The following is an 18,665-nucleotide window of genomic DNA, read 5'->3' as shown; positions in this document are numbered from 1 at the left end:
GCGGCGGGTCCGCGGGATCGGTTCCGCGTGCGGGCGGCGGAGGGTGTCAGACCTTGGGGTAGCCGAAAGCGTAACCCTGGTCCTTGAGCCAGGGGATGAGCCGGTCGAGGGCGGCCACGGTCTGGCCGCGGTTACCGCCTCCGTCGTGGAAGAGGATGGTGGGCCCGTCCCGCAGGCCCTGGTGGACGGCGTCGACGATCCGTTCGACGCCGGGGTTGGTCCAGTCACGCGTGTCGACGTTCCAGCCGAGCGGGCGCATCCCGTGGGAGGCCGCGACCTCGCGGCTGTACGGGGTGAACGCGCCGCCGGGAGCGCGGTAGTAGAGCACCCGGGCGCCGGGGCCCGCCGCGTCCAGGATCATCTGCTGGGCGTCGAGGACCTGTTGCCGCTGGTAGGACTCGGGGCGCTGGTCCATGGCCGTGTTGTGGTCCACGGAGTGGTCGCAGAGCCGGTGACCGGCGGCGACCACCTTTTTGACGAGCTCGGGATACTCCTTCGCGCGCGAGCCGATGATGCAGAAGGTGGCCTTCACGTCGTACTTCTTCAGTACGTCCAGCACCTTCGGCGTCCAGATGGGTTCCGGACCGTCGTCTATGGTCAGGTTGACGGCCTTGCCCGGGGTCTCCGACTCGTGAGTGATCGCGTCCGAGACTCGGGCCGGTGTGGCCGGTGCGGACGGCGGCTGGGACGAGGACGGCGCCCGCGCCGGGCTCCGCTCGCCGTCCTGGCGGTGTGCCGGTTTCCCCGGATCCTCCGTGGCCATGGCCACGCAACCCGGTATGGTCGCGGCGAGCGCCAGGATCGACATCGTCGTCATCACGACGTGCCGCGCGCGGGCGTTGAGTCGTGCCATGAACTTCCCCTCCCTCGGTGCGAGTTGCCCCGCTGGTGCACAGTGAGTTACCCCGCTGGTGCACAGCAAGGACGCCCATACCGAAAAGAAGGTTCCAACCGGTCACAAGACCTACACATCGCGTTATCGGCCCCAACGTCCTCCCCGGGCAAAGTGGAGTGACATCTTCCGGATCAGCTCCCGGCCGCCTCCCCCGCGCCGTCGGCGATCACCGCCGCCACCTCCGCCCGGCGCGCCGCCTCCTCGGCGGCGAAGCGCCGGGCGTCGAGCCGCTCGGCCGCCTCCTCGTCCTGGGCCATGAGGAGGTCGAGGCTGCTGTCGCCGAGTTCGAGCACGCCCATGTCGACGTACGCGCGCTGGAGCCGCTCGCCCCACAGGCCGATGTCCTTCACACACGGGACGATGCGGCTGAAGAGCAGCTTCCGGAAGAGCCGCAGGAATTCGGACTGCTCGCTGAGCTCGACGGCGTCGGCCCGCGGTATGCCGAAATCGGTGAGTACCACCTCTCCGCGCAGCCGGTCCCGCATCAAGTAACAGCCCTCGATGACGAATTCCTCGCGCTCGCGGCGCTCGGCGTCGGTCAGCTGCCGGTAGTGGTCGCGCAGTGCCATGCGGCCGAAGGCGACGTGGCGGGCCTCGTCCTGCATGACGTACGCGAGGATCTGCTTCGGCAGCGGCTTGTCCGTGGTGTCGCGCAGCATGCCGAAGGCGGCGAGGGCGAGGCCCTCGATGAGCACCTGCATCCCCAGATAGGGCATGTCCCAGCGCGAGTCCCGCAGGGTGTCGTCCAGCAGCGAGGCGAGGTTGTCGTCGATGGGGTGGAGCAGCCCGACCTTCTCCCGCAGGAAGCGGCTGTAGATCTCCGCGTGCCGGGCCTCGTCCATGACCTGGGTCGCGGAGTAGAACTTCGCGTCCAGGTCGGGCACGGACTCCACGATGCGCGCAGCGCACACCATGGCGCCCTGCTCGCCGTGCAGGAACTGGCTGAACTGCCAGGCGGCGTAGCGGCGGCGCAGCTCGCGCTTGTCGGCCTCGCTCATCCGCGTCCAGTAAGGAGTGCCGTGGACGGGCAGGTTCTCGTCCGGGACGCCGAGCGGGTCGTACGGGTCGACGGGCAGGCCCCAGTCGATCCGGGTGACGGCGTCCCACTGCTTGTCCTTGCCCTTCTGGTAGAGGGCGAGGAGGTTGTCCCTGCCTCCCCCGTAGTCCCAGGCGAGGCGGGCGGCGCCGGTGGCGGGGACCGCCCAGGTGGGGGCCCCGGGGTCGTGGGCGTAGGAGTTCCGCTGCGTGAGATCCCGCGTCGTCATGACGCCTCCCGTCCCTGATGTGGCCCGCATGTCCCGTGCGCGGGTGGACAGTTGGCAGGCTCACACGGTGGTTACCGCCGGGTCAATGACCGGGTGGCCGGTCCTGTACGCGTAAGCCGAAAGCTTGCGCGAAGGGGATTGACGTCCTTGCTGACAAGCAGTCTCATAAGCGGGTGACCGCGGGTAACCCATAGACGAGGTGTCCTCAGCCATGACCACCGAGACCGCACGAGAGCCGCTCCGGGACGCGCTCGGCCTGCTCAAGGACCGCGAGAGAACGGCCGAGCGCCTGCTGGAGTCCTCGGCGAAGCACTCCTTCGACCCCGACACCGAACTGGACTGGGACGCGCCCCTCGAAGAGGGCAAGTGGTTCTGGCCGCCCGAGCTGCTCTCCCTCTACGGCACCCCGATGTGGCGGAGGATGCCGGAGGAGCAGCGCCTGGAGCTCTCCCGGCACGAGGCCGCGTCGCTCGCCTCGCTGGGCATCTGGTTCGAGATCATCCTGATGCAGCTGCTGGTCCGGCACATCTACGACAAGCCGGTCGGCAGCGCGCACGTCCGCTACGCGCTCACCGAGATAGCCGACGAGTGCAGGCACTCCAAGATGTTCGCCCGCATGGTCGAGAAGTCGGGCGCCCCCACCTATCCGGTCTCCGGGCTGCATCACAATCTGGCCAGGATTCTCAAGTCCGTCTCCACCACGCCCGGTTCCTTCGCCTGCACCCTCCTCGGCGAGGAGATCCTCGACTACATGCAGCGCCTGACCTTCCCCGACGAGCGCGTGCAGAGCGTGGTCCGCGGCGCCACCCGCATCCATGTCGTGGAGGAGGCGCGCCACGTCCGCTACGCGCGCGAGGAGCTGCGCCGCCAGATGGTGACCTGCCCGCGCTGGGAGGCGGGCCTGACCCGGCTGAGCTCCGGCGAGGCGGCCCGCGTCTTCTCGCTCGCGTTCGTCAACCCCGCCGTCTATACGAACGTGGGGCTCGACCGCCGCGAGGCCGTCGCCCAGGTGCGGGCGAGCGGCCACCGGCGGGAGGTCATGCAGGCGGGCGCGAAGCGGCTGACGGACTTCCTGGACGAGATCGGGGTGATGCGGGGCCTCGGGCGGCGGCTGTGGCAGAGCTCCGGCCTGCTCGCGCGGCCCTGACGCGGCCCGGCCTGCCCGCGCGGAGGTGCGGATACGCTGCCGTACATGAACGGCAGCGGAACCGCACCGACTCCGTCCCCCCGCTCCACCTACCGCAGGCTCAGCGTCGAGGAACGCCGCACCCAGCTGATCGCCGCCGCGCTCGCGCTCTTCGCGCACCGCGCGCCCGAGGACGTCTCCCTGGACGAGGTCGCGGCCGCCGCCGAGGTGTCACGGCCGCTCGTCTACCGCTACTTCCCCGGCGGCAAGCCCCAGCTCTACGAGGCGGCGCTGCGCAGCGCGGCGGACGATCTCCAACTGTGCTTCGCCGAGCCGCAGTCCGGCCCGCTCACCGGCCGGCTGTCCGCCGCCCTCGACCGCTACCTCGGCTTCGTCGACCAGCACGACGCGGGCTTCAGCGCCCTGCTCCAGGGCGGCAGCGTCGTCGAGACCTCCCGCACGGGCGCGATCGTCGACGGCGTCCGCCGGGCCGCGGCCGAGCAGGTCCTCACCCACCTGCGGGTCCGCCGGCCGGGCCCCCGGCTGCGGATGATGGTCCGCACGTGGATCACGGCGGTCGAGGCGGCGTCCCTGATCTGGCTGGACGAGGGCAAGCAGCCGCCGCTGCCCGAGCTGCGCGACCTGCTGGTCGACGAGTTCCTGGCCCTCCTGCTGGCCACCGGGGCGGGCGACGAACAGGCGGGCCGGGTGGTCGAGGCCGTCCTGTCCCTGGAGGCCCCGGACGGCCGCGCGGGAACGCTGGCGCGCCGGATCACGCCGATGCTCTCGGCGGCGGAGCATTTGCTGTAGCGGCGGCCCCGGGCCGATGTCAGACCCCCCTCGTACGCTCGTGAGCATGCTCGTGAACCGCGCTTACGTACCGCCCGAGCTCGTCGACGGCCGCGAGGGGGGTGGCTGGCCCTGGGCCGTGCCGTGTGTGAAGGAGCTCCTCGGTGAGGGGATCGCCTTCGACGCCCCGGTCACCTTCCTCGTCGGGGAGAACGGGTCGGGCAAGTCGACCGTCGTCGAGGCGATAGCGGAGGCGTACGGGCTGGACGGGCGCGGCGGCCGGGCCGGGCGGAAGTACGGGAACGACCGGCCGCCGTCGGTGCTCGGCGGCGCCATGCGCCTGGACCTGACCTCGGCCGGCGCCCGCATGATGACCGGCCCGCGGACGCGGAAGAAGGGCTATTTCCTGCGGGCCGAGACCGCGTTCGGCCTGATGGAGACGGTGTGGGGGCTGCCGGGCTACTGGGAGGAGAACACCTCGGAGATGAGCCACGGCGAGGGCTTCCTGACCGTCTTCGAGGCGATGTTCCAGCAGCCGGGGCTCTATGTGATGGACGAGCCGGAGGCGGCGCTGTCCTTCGCCTCCTGCCTGCGGCTCGTCGCGCTGATGCACCGGCTGGGCCGTTCGGGTGCCCAGGTGATCTGCGCGACCCACTCCCCCGTGCTCGCGTCGACGCCCGGCGCGCGGATCCTGGAGGTCGGGGAGCACGGCATCACGCCCGTGGAGTGGAGCGAGCTGCTGCTCGTCGACCACTGGCGGCGGTATCTGAGCGAGCCGGAGGCGTATCTCCGGCACCTCATACCGCGCGAAGAGCGCGACTGACCCGCGCGGGCGGCCCTACGGACGCGGGCCCCCGGCCGGGGCTGACGCAGACTGGTGGTGTGAGAAGCGAAGATACGCCCTTCGTGGGCGGCCCCCTGGACGGGCGCGTACTGCCGGTACTGCTCGGGCTCTCCGGGCACCCGCCGAAGACCTATGAGATCCCCGTGCCGGACGGAAACGGGGGGACCGAGGTCGTGCACGTGTACAGGCGCGTCCAGGCGGCCACGACGAAGCGGCTGGGGCTGCACAAGGGCTGGAAGTACGAGTACGACCCGGACGGCACCCCCGGCGGCGGCCTCAGATGGCCCTGGTCGCGCCCCGGCGCGCAAGGCGGCCCGGGCGGCGGTGGCACGCGCCCGCCGAACGGGTGACGGCAGGGGAACCAGGGGGTGAGCAGGTTAGGCGGATTCGCCCACCCCACTGCCGTAACGGCGGCCACCATGGCACGATCCTCCTTGGGCTGACGATCACGCCCACGCATCGGAGGTGAGCCCGTGTCAGGACGGTTCGTGCGCGCTGTCTGCACGGCGGCGCTGATAGCCGGCGCCGCGTCGGTCGCACTGCCCGCGCCCATGGCGTCGGCGGCCCCCGCCGACCCGCCCGACCAGCCCGTGAGCTCCCTGCTCTCCCAGCTCCAGTCGCTCTACCGCAAGACCGAGGAAGCGACGGAGAAGTACAACGCCACCGAGGAGCGCCTGAAGAAGCAGCGCGACCAGGTGAAGAAGATAGACGAGCAGCTGGCCGACGCGCGGATCGCGCTCACCGGCAGCCGGGACGCCGCCGGGCGGCTCGCCCGGGAGCAGTACCAGGGCAGCAGCGGCACCCTCTCCCCGTACATGGGCTTCCTCTTCAGCGCCGACCCCCAGCAGGCCCTCGACCGGGGCCACCAGCTCCAGCGGGCCGCCGGGCAGCGCGCCGCCACCGTCGGCCGGCTCACGGAGAACGAGAAGCGGGCCGCGGACCTCGCGGGCAAGGCGCAGGACGCCCTCAACGCCCAGCAGACACTCGCCGCCCAGCAGAAGCAGCAGCGCGACGATGTGCGCAAGAGCCTCGACCAGGTCGAGAGGATGCTGGCCTCGCTCACCGGTGAGCAGCTCTCCGAGCTCCGCAAGCTGGAGCAGAAGGACATCGGCGAGGCCCAGCGCAAGCTGCTCGCCTCCGGGCGGCTCGGGAGATCGGCCATGCCGTCCGCGCTCGGCGGGAAGGCGCTGGAGTACGCGTACCGGCAGATCGGCAAGCCCTATGTGTGGGGCGCGGCCGGCCCCGAGTCCTTCGACTGCTCCGGCCTCACCTCGCAGGCGTGGGCCCACGCGGGTGACATCATCCCGCGGACGAGCCAGGAGCAGTGGAAGTCCCTGCCGAAGGTGCCGCTGGACCGGATCCGCCCCGGTGACCTCGTGATCTATTTCGAGGGGGCGACACATGTCGCGATCTACATCGGCAACGGCCTTGTCATACAGGCCCCCCGTCCCGGGGCGACGGTGAAGGTCTCGCCGATCGCGGCGAATCCGCTGCTGGGGGTGGTGCGGCCGGACGCGGATGCTCCGCCGTTGCGGGACTACGATCCGCCGGCCGCCCTGCCGAGTGGTTCGGCGGGCGGGTCCGATGCGGGGTACGGGGGGTCGGGGGCGCCGTCCTGAGCGCTGGGGTGTGCGTGCGCCTGCGGCGGGCTTTTCCCCAGCCCCGCCCCATCCCGGCTGCGTCTGATGTGCGGCTCCGCCGCGTGGGGGGCCGCGCCCCGGACCCCGCAACACGCTTCGCGCGTTGTCCTCAAACGCCGGACGGGCTGGTTATGGCTGAGCTCAGCCATAACCAGCCCGTTGGGGGCACCTCCCAGCGTTAACTGGGGGAGTTTGAGGACGCTCCCCCAGACTTCGTCCGGGGGGACCCCCAAGGCCGCTCCCGCCGCAGGCGGCGACGAAACCCGCACCCCGCATCAGACGCAGCCGGGAAGGGGCGGGGCTGGGGGGAAGGAACCCGCCACGCTCGCCACGTACCGCTCCGCCCGTTCGGCGTCGAAGAAGAAGCCCTCCAGATCCGACGGATCGTCGTAGCCCCGGGCCAGCCGGTCCGCCACAGCGTCAAAGCTGGCGGCCGCCCTCATCAGCGTCAGCACATGCTCCGGCACCGGGCCGAGCATCGCGTTCGTCCAGCGGGTCGTGTGCCGGGCGGATGCCCAGTGGCGGTCGAACGTGGCCCGCATCCACGCCTCGTCGAAGGGCCCCTCCCCCCGCTCCACGATCGACGCGAGGTAGGAGGCGGCGCACTTGGCGGCGGAGCTGGCGCCCTGGCCGGTGACGGGGTCGTCGGCGACGACCGTGTCCGCGACGCCCAGGACGAGGCCGCCCGAGGGCAGCCGGGCGACGGGGTGCCGGACGGTCGGGACATGGCGGGCGGCCAGCGTGGCGTTGGCGTCGGTCAGTTCGACCTCCGTGGCGCGCGCGTATTCCCAAGGGGCGAACCGTTCCAGCAGCTCCAGCGAGCGGGCCAGGTGCCCGCTCGGGCCCGCCGTCTGGCGGAAGACGTCCAGCGGGCCGCCCGGCAGGCCCTCCCAGAGCAGGAGGTCGGCGCGGCCGGAGAGGGTGAGGGTGGGGATGACGAAGAGCTCGCCGACGCCGGGGACGAGGGTGCAGCGGACCGCTTCGAGGGCGGGGTGCTCGGGGCGGGGGGCGAGCCCGTGCACACAGGCGACGGCGAGGGCGCGCTGCGGGGTGGAGTGCGGGGAGCGGGCCGCGTCCCGGCCGAACAGGGACGCCAGCTCGCCCCGGCCCACGGCGGCCAGCACCAGGTCGTAGCGCCCGGCGAGGACGTCGAGGTCGGAGACGGTCGCGGCGTGGATGACGAGCCGGCCGCCGCGCTCGGCGAAGGTGTCCAGCCAGCCGGCCGTCTTGACCCGGCGGTCGACGGACTGGGCGCAGCCGTCGAGCCTGCCGAGCCAGTCGACCAGCCGGGTGCGCCCACCGCTCTCCGCCTCGGGACCGGCCACCGAGACGCCGAGCCCCTCGATGCGCGGGGCCCGGTCCGTCCAGAAGTCGAGCCCGAGCTCGCTCTCGTGGCGCAGCGCCGTCGGGAAGAGGCACTGGGGTGCCATGATCCGGCCGGCCCGCACCTCGTCGGCGGTGCGGTGGGACATCAGGGTCACGTCGTACCCCTTGGCCTGGAGGCCGAGGGCCAGTTGGAGTCCGGACTGGCCCGCTCCGACGATGAGGATCCGGCGCATGGGTGAAGCTCCTTCGTACGGGCGTGGCGCCGCGCCGCACCGGGCGGGGTGTGGCGGTTATCCGGGTGTGGCTTCGAGGGCCCGGCCGACGAGGATCAGCAGGGTGTCGACGACCGCGACCCGCTGCCGGGCGTCCATCTGGATCAGGGGCACCTGGCGGGGCAGGGCGAGGGCCTCGCGCACCTCTTCCGGTTCATGGCGCTCGGCGCCCTCGAACTGGTTGACGGCGACGATGTAGGGCAGGCCCGCGCTGTCGAAGTAGTCGAGGGCGGGGAAGCAGTCGGCCAGCCGCCGGGTGTCGGCCATGACGACCGCGCCGATGGCGCCGCGCACCAGGTCGTCCCACATGAACCAGAAGCGCTCCTGGCCGGGGGTGCCGAAGAGATAGAGCACCAGGTCGGTGTCGAGGGTGATGCGCCCGAAGTCCATGGCGACCGTGGTCGTCGTCTTCTCCGGGGTGGCGCTGCGGTCGTCGACGGACTCGCCCGCGACCGTCATGACCGCCTCGGTCCGCAGCGGGGTGATCTCGGAGACGGAGCCGACGAAGGTCGTCTTGCCGACGCCGAAGCCGCCCGCCACGACGATCTTCGTGGCGTGCGGGGCGCGGCTGCGGTCGGTCTGCCAGCCGCGGGGGACGTCGGGGGCGGCGGGCGGTCCCCCGCGCGTCGGGTCCTCGCCGCGCACGGCGAGGGCCGCCCTCCGAGGATCGGCTTCAGAGCCTGTGAAGTCCACCCAGCACCCTTTCCAGCAGCGCGCGGTCGGGCCGGCCCGTGCCGTGGCCCGTGTCGAAGACGCGGATCCTGCCCTGGTCGGCCAGTTCAAGGAGCAGCACCCGGACCACCCCCAGGGGCATTTTCAGCAGTGCGGCGATCTCCGCGACCGAGCGCAGCCGGAAGCAGAGTTCGACGATGGCGCGGGCCTCGGGCAGCGGCCGCGCCTCCGGGACGGAGCGGGGCGGCAGCGGCGCGCTGCCGCCCGGCGGCTCCGGCTCGGGCGGTAGGTCGGGCGGTACGTCGGGCGGTGCGTGGTCCGGGACATCGTCCGGGGCGTCGAGCGCGGCCACGAACGTCTCCACGAGCAGCACCCGGCACCGGCGCGGCCTGCTGCCGGTGAGGGAGTAGGGGCGTACGCGGGCGGGTTTGCGGCAGAGCACCGCCTGGCTCATTCGACCGCCTCCACCGACTGCCTTAGCTCCCTGCGGAGTTCGGGGGTGAGCACGTGTCCGGCCCGGCCGACGAAGAGCGCCATCTGATAGGCGATGACGCTCATGTCGCAGTCGGGGTCCGCGTGCACGCCGAGGAGCGAGCCATCGCTGATCGTCATCACGAACAGGCTCCCGTCTTCCATGGCGACCATCGTCTGCTTGACGACGCCGCCGTCCATCAGGCAGGCGGCTCCCGTCGTCAGGCTGCCCAGGCCCGCCACGATCGTGGCGAGGTCGCCGGTGGAGCCGCGGGGTCCGGCGGGCCGGTCGAGGCCGGGCCGGGGGGTCCGCTCGGGGTCGGAGGAGAGCAGCAGCAGGCCGTCGGAGGAGACGACGGCGACGGACCGTACGCCCGGCACCTCGTCGACGAGACCGGCCAGCAGCCAGTGCAGATTGCGGGCTTCGTGACTCAGCCCGTAGACGGCGGGGCCGACAGGTGTGACGGGAGTCGCCTCCCGGGAAAATGCAGTCAACCGCGTGCCTCCTCGACAGTGCCGCCCTGAGCAGACGGCCCCGCTTGGTTCGATTCAGTGGTGCGTGCCGCGAACTCCGCCACGGCGTCGCGGCGTCCCTCGGCCGCGCCCCGCTGGAATCCCGCGAGCTTGCGCCGCAGGGCCTCCGCGTCGACGCCCTGGCGCAGCTGGGGCGCCTCGGCCCGCTGCGGCACGGACTGGGGGGTGCGGCGGGGCAGGCCGTTGCCGGTGACCTGGGCGGAGCCCTGGCCGGGGACGGTGGGCGCGAAGGCGGCGGGGTCGCCGAGCGCCGACGGCCGGGCGTGCCGTCCCACCACGGGTGCCCCGGGCGGCGGGCCGGTGGGCCGTATCCCGTCCGGGAGGTGGCCGGTGGGCGGATCCGCCGGGTGGACGGGCAGGGGCGAAAGGGGCGGCAGGGGGGCGGGGGCGGCGTGCGCGCGGTGCCGGCTCCCGGGCACCGGGGGCGCGCTGGTCTCGGCGATGGAGCCGGGGAGGTGGATCGGGGGCGCGGCCGCGGCGCCCGGCACGGGCGGGGTGTCGCCGAGGCCGGTGACGGTGGGGGGCCCGTCGGCCAGGAGCGCGGCGGGCAGCACGACGACGGCCGCGATGCCGCCCGTGGTCTGCTCGCGCAGCTGGACGCGGATGCCGTGCCGGGCGGCGAGCCGCGCGACCACGTACAGACCGAGGCCCGGCGCCTGGCCGGTGTCGGCCGGGTGGGCGTCCATGCCGCCCCGGGCGCGCCCCGCCCACGCGGCCCCGCCCGCCGGGGCGGTGGGGGGCGGGCCGTCCGGGTCGGGGGCGGCGAGCAGGGCGTTGAACTCGGCGAGGCGGTCGGGGGCGATGCCGATGCCCTCGTCCTGCACGGACAGCGCGATGTCGCCGGTCTCCAGGAGCCAGCCGGAGAGCTGCACCTGGGCGTCGGGCGGGGAGAACGTCGTGGCGTTCTCCAGGAGTTCGGCCACGAGGTGGCTGACGTCCTCGGACGCGTGGCCGAAGAGCCGGGCGTGCGGAGGCAGCGACTGGATGCGGACGCGCTGATACCGCTCGATCTCGCCCGCCGAGGCCCGCAGGACGTCGAGCAGCGGTACGGGCTCGGGCCGCCCGGTGACGCTCTCGGTGCCCGCGAGGACGAGGAGGTTCTCGCTGTTGCGGCGCATGCGGGTGGCGAGGTGGTCGAGCGTGAAGAGGGTCTCCAGGCGCTCGGGGTCGGTCTCGTGGGTCTCCATGCCCTCGATGACGGCGAGTTGGCGCTCGACGAGGCCGAGGGTGCGCAGGGAGAGCCCGACGAAGAGGCCGCGGGCCCGCTCGGCCGCGTCACCGGGGTGCTCGGCGGTGCGGGCGGCCGCCTCCTCCGCCAGCTGCCCGGCGAGCTCCTGGTGCCGCTCGCGCAGGGCGTCGTGCTCCTCGGCGAGCAGGTGGCGGGCGGCGATGAGACGGGTGCGCTCGCCTTCGAGGACGGCGATGCGCTCCTGCTGGCGGACGACGGTCTCGTGGAGGAGGTCGACGGCCCGCGCGGTCTCGGCGAATTCGTCGTCGCGGCCCTTGAAGCCGATCGGCTTCTCGGCGACGGGGTCGGCGCAGACGCGGCGCGCGCCGAGCCGCAGCGAGGTGAGCGGCCGGGTGATGGAGCGGGCCGTCCGTACGCCGGTGAAGAGGGCGACGATCAGGCATGCGAGGAACAGCCCGGCGCGCAGCTCCAGCGCGGCGAGCGCGTCGTGGCGCTGTGCCGCGGCGCGGTCGGCCTGATTGGCGGCGAGGTCGGACTCGGCCTGGCGCATCAGGTCCAGGCGGGAACTGAGCGCCGAGCGCACGGGCTCGACGGGCTCTGCGGCCAGCTCCGCCGCGGTGACCTGGGGACGGGTGAGGCGCGTGGTGTGGTCCGCGGCGGCGGTGACGTCGGGGCCGCTGACCGTACCGGCGTACGCCTCGCGGGACTTGGCGCTCGCCTGCCGGTCGAAGTCGGCGAGCGCGTCCTTCTCCGCGGCGGCGGTCCGCTGGGCCGCGGAGACGAGGGCCGCGTCGCCGTGCGCGGCGATGGCGCCCAGCAGCAGGGCGCGGGTGGCGGAGTCCTCCTCGACGGCGCGGCCGAGGGCGGGGAGGGCCGCGGCGTCGCCCCCGGCGCCGCCGTGCAGGGTCACGGTGTCGGCGACGCCGTGCAGCGCCTGGACGATGCCGGTGTAGGCGGTGAAGACGGCCAGGGCGTCGTCACTGTCGAGCGCCTGGTGGCGGGCGGCGGTGAGGGCGTCGAGCCGGTCGCGCAGGGCGGCGGGGGCGGCGGGCCGGAAGTCCTCGATCTCCTGGTCCACATGGGCGCGTTGGGTCTTGATGGCGGCCGCTTCCGCCTTGTCGGAGCGGCCGCCCGCGACGTACTGCGTCGCGGCGTCGCGCTCGTCCGCGAGGGAGTGGGCGAGGCCGAGGGCGGGCCCGTCGGCGTCGGCGAGGGCCGCGAGCCGCTCGGCGCGGCCGAGTTCGCGGGTGGCGTCCACGGCGCCGAAGGTGCTCGCCGCGAGCACGGTGAGGGCGGTGACCGCGACGGAGGCGGTCAGCCGGTTACGCACACGGGCGGTGCGCTCCCGCACCGCCGAGGACTGCCGCTCCCGCTCGCCGCCCCGCGGCCGCTTCTTCCGCACCGGTGCTCTCATTCCACTCTCGCCTGCCCCACCCCTGGTACGGATTTGACCCTTTCAGCACCTCTGAGGAGAGGGTGCCCTTCGCCCACCCGGCCACTCGAACGAGTGAACCCAGCCCGGGAATTGACTCGCGATGCTTCACTCATCGCATACGGGCCAGGTCAGCACGTCACCTGGAGAACGCGGCATGTGCCTCCAGGATGCGCACCCGCACGACTGGATTTCCGGCATCCGGCACACTGGCCCCATGCGCATCGAACTCGCCACCCAGCCGGGGGATCCCCACCACCCGAACGAGGACTTTGCGTCCGTCGCCCTGCCGGCCTCGGGGCGCGGTGGCGTGCTCGTCCTGCTGGACGGCGTGACCCCACCGCCCTCCGGGGACACCGGCTGCGCCCACGGCGTCCCCTGGTTCACCGCGCGGCTCGGCGGCGCCCTCCTGGAACTCGCCGTCTCACGCCCCGGTCACGCGCTCGCCGACTGCCTCGCGGAGGCGGTCTCCCGCACGGCGGACGCCCATCGCGCCACGTGTGACCTCACCCACCGCCGCACGCCCCAGGCCACCGTCGTCGTGGCCCGCTGGGACGACGAGCGCGTGGAGCACCTCGTCCTCTCCGACTCCGTCCTCCTCGTCGAGGCACCCGACGGCACGGTGAGGGCGGTCCTCGACGACCGCATCGACCGGCTGCGCGCGCGGGGCCCCGTGACGGACGGGCAACGCAACGCCCCCGGCGGCTTCTTCACGGCCGCCGCCTCACCGTCGGTCGCCGCCCTGGCCGTGACCGGTGTGTCACCGCGCGCGTCCGTGCGGGCGCTGGCGGCGCTCACGGACGGGGCGGGGCGGTGGGTGGAGGTCTTCGGGGAGGGGGACTGGCCGGCGTGCTTCGGGCTGCTGTCGAAGGAGGGGCCGCAGGCTCTGATCGACGCGGTGCGATGTGCGGAGTCGGATCCGGGGCGGCGGGGGTTGGTGCGGGGGAAGGGGCATGATGATGCGGCGGTGGTGTTCGCGGAGCTCTAGCCGTTGGCGGCGGTTCGGTCCCGGGGAGCGGTCCGGCTGCGCCTGCGGCGGGCTCTTTCCCCAGCCCCGCCCCTTCCCGAAACCGGGGAGACCCCGGACCCCCAGCAACACGCTTCGCGCGTTGTCCTCAAACGCCGGACGGGCTGGATGGCGCACTCAGATCAGCCAAATCAGCCCGTTGGGGGCACCTCCCAGCGGTAGCTGGGGGAGTTTGAGGACGCGCCCGCAGGGCGCTCCCGCCGCAGGCGCAGTCGGTCCGCACCCGAACCCCGCCCTACCCCTCCGCGCTCACGTTCAACTGGCGGAGCAGACGGGCCAGTTCGGCGATCTCCCGAGGATCCCAGTCCGCCAGCTTGCGCACATGATGAGCCCGCCGCGCGTCGCGGACGCGCGTGAAGCGGGCGCGGCCCTCGTCCGTGATGCGGACCAGGGACGCGCGGCCGTCCGCGGGGTCGGGGGTCCGGGCGACGAGCCCGAGGTCGCCGAGGGCCCGCAGCTGCCGGCTCATGGTCGCCTTGCCGACGCCGAAGTACGCCGCGAGATCCGTCGCGCGCTGCTCCCCCGCGTCCTCCAGCCGGACGAGGAGGCCGTAGGCGGCCGCCTCCAGTTCGGGGTGGACGGCGCGGGCCATCTCGCCGGAGGAGGCGCGGGCGCGGCGGAGGAAGACGGCCAGTTCGCGTTCCAGTGCGAGGTAAGCCTGGTCCACACCATTGCTGTCCTCGGGGTGCGGGGGAGTCGTCTGGTGCACGTCGAGGCCCTCTCCGGCTTTCCGGCTGCTGAAAATTCTCGTGGACCGCGGCACATAGCCGCAGCTCCGTAAGTATTTCGCAGGATGGGACCGGCAACAGCACCGCGTCCCCGTGAGGCCGACGAGTCCGTGCTCGATATTTTGGGTATGACATGGTCACACCAACGTAGTCGTGTCCTACGGCACTCCCCCCACACCGCTCCCCGGAGTCCGCCATGCCCGAGCTCAGACCCGCTCCACCGCGCCGGCAGTCCCCCACGGCTGCCGGCGTCCGCATCCCCCTGCTCTCCCTGCTCGCCGCCCTGCTGGCCCTGGTCGTCGCCCTGCCCGGCACCGCGCTCGCCGCCTCCCCCACGCCGGGCGGCAAGCGGCCCTCCCACCCCGAGCAGGACTGGCTCGGTTCCACCGTCCGCCGCCACGAGCCGCAGACGGGCCGCACGCCTCCGCCCTCGCTCAGCGCCTCCGTCGAGGGCGTCGACGTCAGCAGCCACAACGGGAACGTCCCCTGGTCCACACTCTGGAACAGCGGCAACCGCTTCGCCTATGTGAAGGCCACCGAGGGCACGAGCTACACCAATCCCTATTTCGCCCAGCAGTACGACGGCTCCTACGACGCGGGAATGATCCGCGGCTCCTATCATTTCGCTCTGCCCGACAATTCCAGCGGCGCCGCCCAGGCCGCCTATTTCGCGACGCACGGCGGCGGCTGGTCCGGTGACGGCAAGACGCTGCCGGGGGTGCTCGACATCGAGTACAACCCCTACGGCTCGGTCTGCTACGGCATGAGCGGGAGCGCGCTGCGGAGCTGGATCGCGGACTTCCTCCGTACGTACCGCGCGCGCACCGGCCGCGACGCGATGATCTACACCGCGACGGGCTGGTGGAAGCAGTGCACCGGCAACTACGGCGGCTTCGGCTCCGTCAACCCTCTGTGGATCCCGCGCTACGGCTCGTCCGTCGGCGAGCTCCCGGCGGGCTGGGGCTTCCACACCGTCTGGCAGTACACCGACACCGGACCGACCGTCGGTGACCACAACCGCTTCAACGGCTCCTACAGCCGCCTCCAGGCACTGGCCGGCGGCTGAACCGCACCACCATCCGCCCGCAAGAGCGCCGGGCCCCCGCACATCGGCGGCGGGGGCCCGGTTCGTTGCCTCACCTCACGCGTCAGCCGCAGGAACCCGCCGGGCGGGTGCGGGTGACCAGGTCGGTGTAACCGGTGGTGCCGTCGAGCCACACCACCTGCTTGCCGCCCACCGCCGCGGCCGACGACTGCTCACCGCGGTTGCAGGAGACCCGCGCCCGCGCGGGGTCGGTCGAGCCGTCCGCCGCGAACTGGTAGAGCTTCGGCAGCGCCTCGTTGCCGGTCGTGGTCTCCGGCGGCAGCGAGGTGACCGTCACGGCGCTCTCCGAGGCCGTCAGGTCGAGGGGGAAGAGCGACTGCGGGCCCTGCTCCTTGCTGAGGTCGGTCACGCCCGTACCGTCGAGGTTCGCCCGCCGCACCGCCGAGCTCCCCTTGTCCTGGGCGTCGAACTCGTGCGCAAGCCAGAAGACGTGCGTGCCGTTGATGCCGGTCTGGCCGATCGCCGAGGGCCTGCGGTTGCCGCCCGTCTGCGCCACCTTGCCCGTCTTCGGGTCCAGCACCTCGGTGACGGACTGGAAGTCGTCGCCCTGCGAGGTGATCCGGGCATAGGCGATCCGGCCGCCGCCGACCGACGGCATGGCCGTCTCGGTGTCGTCGCGCCGGCCGTCCACCCAGGTCGGGGCCTTGTCACCGGGGCGCAGGTAGCCGACGTGACGGGCACCGGATGCGCCCTGCTCCTCCAGGACCACGACGTCGCCCTCGACGCGCACCGCGTTGATCACCGCGCTGGAATAGAGCTTCTTGGTGGGTCCCCCCGCGAGCGGGCGGGACAGCACGTCCATGCCGTCCTTGCCGACCGCGACCCACACCACGGTCCTGCCGTCCGTGGCCGGGTAGGCGTGGTAGCGCCCGTCGTTGGGGCTGATCAGCTTCGGGGAGCCCGATCCGTCCGCGCGGCCCGCCCAGATCGAGTACGCCTCGGAGCCGTCGTCGTTGGACCGCGACGCGGCCCACCAGCCGCCGCCCGCGCCCACGCCGGTGCCCGCGGTGTTCAGCCTGTCGGACAGCACGTCGGTGTCGACGCCGAGGGCCTGCTCCCAGTTGGGCACGATGCCGCGGGCGTTGAAGGAGCGCGTGACGGTGTTCAGGTCCTTGGCGGAGGCCCCGAGCGACCTCGCTGCGGCGAGCACCGCCTCACGGCCCTCGGTGAAGCCGTCCAGCGGGGTCATGTACTCCGTGAGCGCCTTGTAGACGATCCTGTCCGCGAGCGTGCGGCCCACGTCCCGGCGGATGTTCCACAGCGCGCCGGAGAAGAGGGTGGAGTTCATGTGCACGCCACCGTTGTCGGTGGAGAAGCCGACGCCGACGAAGTTCTTGGACGTCGTCTTGCCGTCGTTCAGGTCACGGAAGGCGCACTGCCGCGGGGTCTTCGTACGGCAGAGGTCGCCGCCCAGCAGGCCCGCGTCCGGGTCGTCCATGGACATGCCCGCGGCGTCCACGGCGATGGAGTTGCCGAAGTAGTCGGCGAGCGCTTCGTTGAGGGCGCCGGACTGGCCCGCGTAGACGAGGTTGGCGGAGTTCTCCACGACGCCGTGCGTCATCTCGTGGCCGACGACGTCGAGGTCGGCGGAGAGCGTCTTGTACTCCTCGTCGCCGCCGCCGTACACCATCTTGGTGCCGTCCCAGAAGGCGTTGACGTACGCGCCGCCGAACTGGGTCACGCCGACCAGGGAGTTGATGGCCATGCCACGGCCGTCCAGGCTGTTCCGGCCGTGGACCTTCTTGTAGTAGTCGTAGACCTTGCCCGCCGCCCAGTGGGCGTCGACGGCGCCCGACTCGGTGGCGTCCTTGCCGAAGTTCGGGCCGGGCGAGCCGACCTCCTTGATGCCGGCGGGCCAGTTGCCGGACGCCTCGCTGACGTCCTTGCCGCGCGCGTCCCAGGTGGAGATCAGGTTCTTGGTGGAGTCCCACATCCGGGAGTAGTCGCGCATGACGTACTCGTTGCGGGCGGTGTCCTTGAAGAGCCCGAGTTCGACGGTGGTGCCGTCGTACTTCACGCCGGAGCCCGCGATGCCGGGGCTCACGCCGTCCGCGGGCTTCGCGGGGCTCTTCGCCGCCGCCGCGGCGGTCTTCGCGGACGCCGTGGCGGCGGACCTGCCCGTGCTGTCCCCGAAGGTCTTGATGCCGCTGTACTGGAGCACCGGGAAGCCGGCCTTGGCGTCGATGTAGACCTCGCGCAGCACGGGCCGGCCGTCGGCCGGGTCGGTGCCGCGCACGGTGACGTGGTGCGTGAGGACGCCGGGCCCCTTGGGCACGACCACCAGGCCGCGCGCGGTGCCGCTCAGGGACCGCGCCGCCTTGGACCCGGTGCCGAGCCAGGTGCCGCCGAGCTCGCGCAACGTCGCCTCGACGGCCCGCCGCACCGCGAGCTCCTCGCTCACCTCGGCCTTGGTGCCGGCCCTCAGACCGGTGAAGTACTTCCCGGAGGTGCCGGTGACGACGCGCTTGCCGTCCTTCTTCTCCATCCGTACGACGTACTGCCCGCCGAGGACGTCCACGCCCCCGTACTTCTGCTGGAGCCGGACGATCTCTTCCCGCCCCGAGGCCGCCGTCTGCACGGGCCGCAGATCGCGCCCCGGGGCGGCGATGTGATAGCGGCTCTGCTTGTCGGCGAGGTGTTCACGCGCGGCGTCGGCCGCGCTGCCGCTCGCCCGCACGCCTTCGCGGATGCCGTCGACCAGGGAGGGGGTGGAGGTTCCCTTCCCCGGAATCACCTCACCGGGAGCCTTCCCGGGATCCTTGCCGGAAGCGGCGACGGCCTGCCCCGGCACCGCGCTCACGACAAGGGCGGCAACGCCCATCAGCGCTGCCGCCCCTGCTATGCCGCTCTTCGCGGCCGATCTGCCTGAACGTGCTCTGGATTTGCGCAAGGTTGATCCCCCTCGTACGTCCGGAACATGTGCGGTCGGGGCACATGCAACCGGCGGGACGAGGGCTGAACAATGATGCGTAAGGCCCTGGGGACGGCTTTCGGCCGTGCGGCGGTCCGCTCAGTCGCGGGGGAAGGGGTGAAGTCCACGTCGAAGTTGACCGGAAAGCGTTGGGGGCGGGGGCCCGGGGTGGGCGCTGTTGGGTGCGGGTTCGTTGCCGGGTGCGGGTTCGTTGCCGCCTGCGGCGGGGACGCCCTTCGGGCGCGTCCTCAATCGCCGGACGGGCTTTGGTTGTGGTGGGTGCCGGGGGTGGGACTTCCGGGCTGAGGACCTGGAACGCGGTGCGGGCACCCTGACTCGTACTGACTGATGGTTTCAGAATGAGGTTCGGAGTCGTCTCAAGCAGATTATGTTGCAGGCGAGTTGAAGCATTCCGAGATGGAGGTCGGCTCGTGTTTCG

General features: G+C 72.5%; 16 protein-coding genes. 7 read left to right on the top strand and 9 right to left on the bottom strand.

Annotated features, from left to right (window positions below; genetic code table 11):
* Positions 1–46: 46 nt before the first annotated feature.
* Complete coding sequence (locus ACZ4A5_RS17190) at positions 47–853, bottom strand: polysaccharide deacetylase family protein (protein ID WP_467583886.1); 807 nt, start codon at positions 851–853, stop codon at positions 47–49.
* Between the two features lie 173 nt (positions 854–1,026).
* Complete coding sequence (locus ACZ4A5_RS17185; RefSeq protein WP_467583884.1) at positions 1,027–2,160, bottom strand: ferritin-like domain-containing protein; 1,134 nt, start codon at positions 2,158–2,160, stop codon at positions 1,027–1,029.
* A gap of 211 nt (positions 2,161–2,371) precedes the next feature.
* On the opposite strand from ACZ4A5_RS17185, the gene ACZ4A5_RS17180 reads away from it, so the two are divergent.
* The 5 genes from ACZ4A5_RS17180 (at position 2,372) to ACZ4A5_RS17160 (ending at position 6,538) form a co-directional block, all read left to right on the top strand.
* On the top strand, positions 2,372–3,307 hold the full coding sequence (locus tag ACZ4A5_RS17180) for an AurF N-oxygenase family protein (protein ID WP_467583881.1): 936 nt from the start codon (positions 2,372–2,374) through the stop codon (positions 3,305–3,307).
* 45 nt (positions 3,308–3,352) lie between these two features.
* Positions 3,353–4,096 carry a TetR/AcrR family transcriptional regulator gene (locus ACZ4A5_RS17175; protein ID WP_467583878.1) on the top strand — a complete coding sequence of 248 codons (744 nt, stop codon included), beginning with the start codon at positions 3,353–3,355 and terminating at the stop codon, positions 4,094–4,096.
* Positions 4,097–4,142: 46 nt separating this feature from the next.
* Positions 4,143–4,898 carry an AAA family ATPase gene (locus ACZ4A5_RS17170; RefSeq protein WP_467583875.1) on the top strand — a complete coding sequence of 252 codons (756 nt, stop codon included), beginning with the start codon at positions 4,143–4,145 and terminating at the stop codon, positions 4,896–4,898.
* Positions 4,899–4,957: 59 nt separating this feature from the next.
* Positions 4,958–5,269 carry a hypothetical protein gene (locus tag ACZ4A5_RS17165; protein WP_467583872.1) on the top strand — a complete coding sequence of 104 codons (312 nt, stop codon included), beginning with the start codon at positions 4,958–4,960 and terminating at the stop codon, positions 5,267–5,269.
* Between the two features lie 123 nt (positions 5,270–5,392).
* Positions 5,393–6,538, top strand: coding sequence for a C40 family peptidase (locus tag ACZ4A5_RS17160; protein WP_467583869.1), 1,146 nt, complete (start codon positions 5,393–5,395; stop codon positions 6,536–6,538).
* A gap of 296 nt (positions 6,539–6,834) precedes the next feature.
* Here the strand turns inward: ACZ4A5_RS17160 and ACZ4A5_RS17155 are convergent, their stop codons facing one another.
* The 5 genes from ACZ4A5_RS17155 to ACZ4A5_RS17135 are packed head-to-tail and all read right to left on the bottom strand — an operon-like array spanning position 6,835 to position 12,437.
* On the bottom strand, positions 6,835–8,118 hold the full coding sequence (locus ACZ4A5_RS17155; RefSeq protein WP_467583866.1) for a styrene monooxygenase/indole monooxygenase family protein: 1,284 nt from the start codon (positions 8,116–8,118) through the stop codon (positions 6,835–6,837).
* A gap of 57 nt (positions 8,119–8,175) precedes the next feature.
* Positions 8,176–8,802: a GTP-binding protein gene (locus tag ACZ4A5_RS17150; RefSeq protein WP_467584121.1), complete on the bottom strand. Its 627-nt coding sequence runs from the start codon at positions 8,800–8,802 to the stop codon at positions 8,176–8,178.
* A 28-nt stretch (positions 8,803–8,830) separates the two neighbouring features.
* The gene (locus ACZ4A5_RS17145; protein WP_467583863.1) at positions 8,831–9,283 is read right to left on the bottom strand and encodes a DUF742 domain-containing protein; all 453 of its coding nucleotides are present in this window, start codon (positions 9,281–9,283) and stop codon (positions 8,831–8,833) included.
* Positions 9,280–9,795, bottom strand: a complete 516-nt coding sequence (locus tag ACZ4A5_RS17140) for a roadblock/LC7 domain-containing protein (protein WP_398870480.1) — start codon at positions 9,793–9,795, stop codon at positions 9,280–9,282. Before ACZ4A5_RS17140 ends, ACZ4A5_RS17145 begins: the two co-directional genes overlap by 4 nt.
* Entirely contained in the window at positions 9,792–12,437 is a 2,646-nt protein-coding gene (locus ACZ4A5_RS17135) for a sensor histidine kinase (protein ID WP_467583858.1), read from the bottom strand. The genes ACZ4A5_RS17140 and ACZ4A5_RS17135 overlap by 4 nt, the downstream gene beginning before the upstream one ends.
* Positions 12,438–12,672: 235 nt before the next feature.
* Here ACZ4A5_RS17135 and ACZ4A5_RS17130 point away from each other — a divergent pair, with 235 nt between their 5' ends.
* Positions 12,673–13,443, top strand: a complete 771-nt coding sequence (locus ACZ4A5_RS17130; RefSeq protein ID WP_467583855.1) for a hypothetical protein — start codon at positions 12,673–12,675, stop codon at positions 13,441–13,443.
* A 274-nt stretch (positions 13,444–13,717) separates the two neighbouring features.
* On the opposite strand, the gene ACZ4A5_RS17125 is transcribed toward ACZ4A5_RS17130, so the two are convergent.
* A complete protein-coding gene (locus ACZ4A5_RS17125) occupies positions 13,718–14,191 on the bottom strand; it encodes a MarR family winged helix-turn-helix transcriptional regulator (protein WP_467583853.1) in 474 nt (157 codons plus the stop codon).
* Between the two features lie 215 nt (positions 14,192–14,406).
* Between ACZ4A5_RS17125 and ACZ4A5_RS17120 the strand changes: the two genes are divergently transcribed.
* On the top strand, positions 14,407–15,276 hold the full coding sequence (locus ACZ4A5_RS17120; RefSeq protein WP_467583850.1) for a lysozyme: 870 nt from the start codon (positions 14,407–14,409) through the stop codon (positions 15,274–15,276).
* An 82-nt stretch (positions 15,277–15,358) separates the two neighbouring features.
* On the opposite strand, the gene ACZ4A5_RS17115 is transcribed toward ACZ4A5_RS17120, so the two are convergent.
* Positions 15,359–18,136, bottom strand: a complete 2,778-nt coding sequence (locus ACZ4A5_RS17115; RefSeq protein ID WP_467583847.1) for a M4 family metallopeptidase — start codon at positions 18,134–18,136, stop codon at positions 15,359–15,361.
* Positions 18,137–18,665: the final 529 nt, after the last annotated feature.

The organism is Streptomyces sp. NPDC025618 (assembly GCF_055558795.1).
The sequence above is the reverse complement of the archived record's forward strand: the minus strand, read 5'-3'. Positions and strand labels throughout refer to the sequence as shown.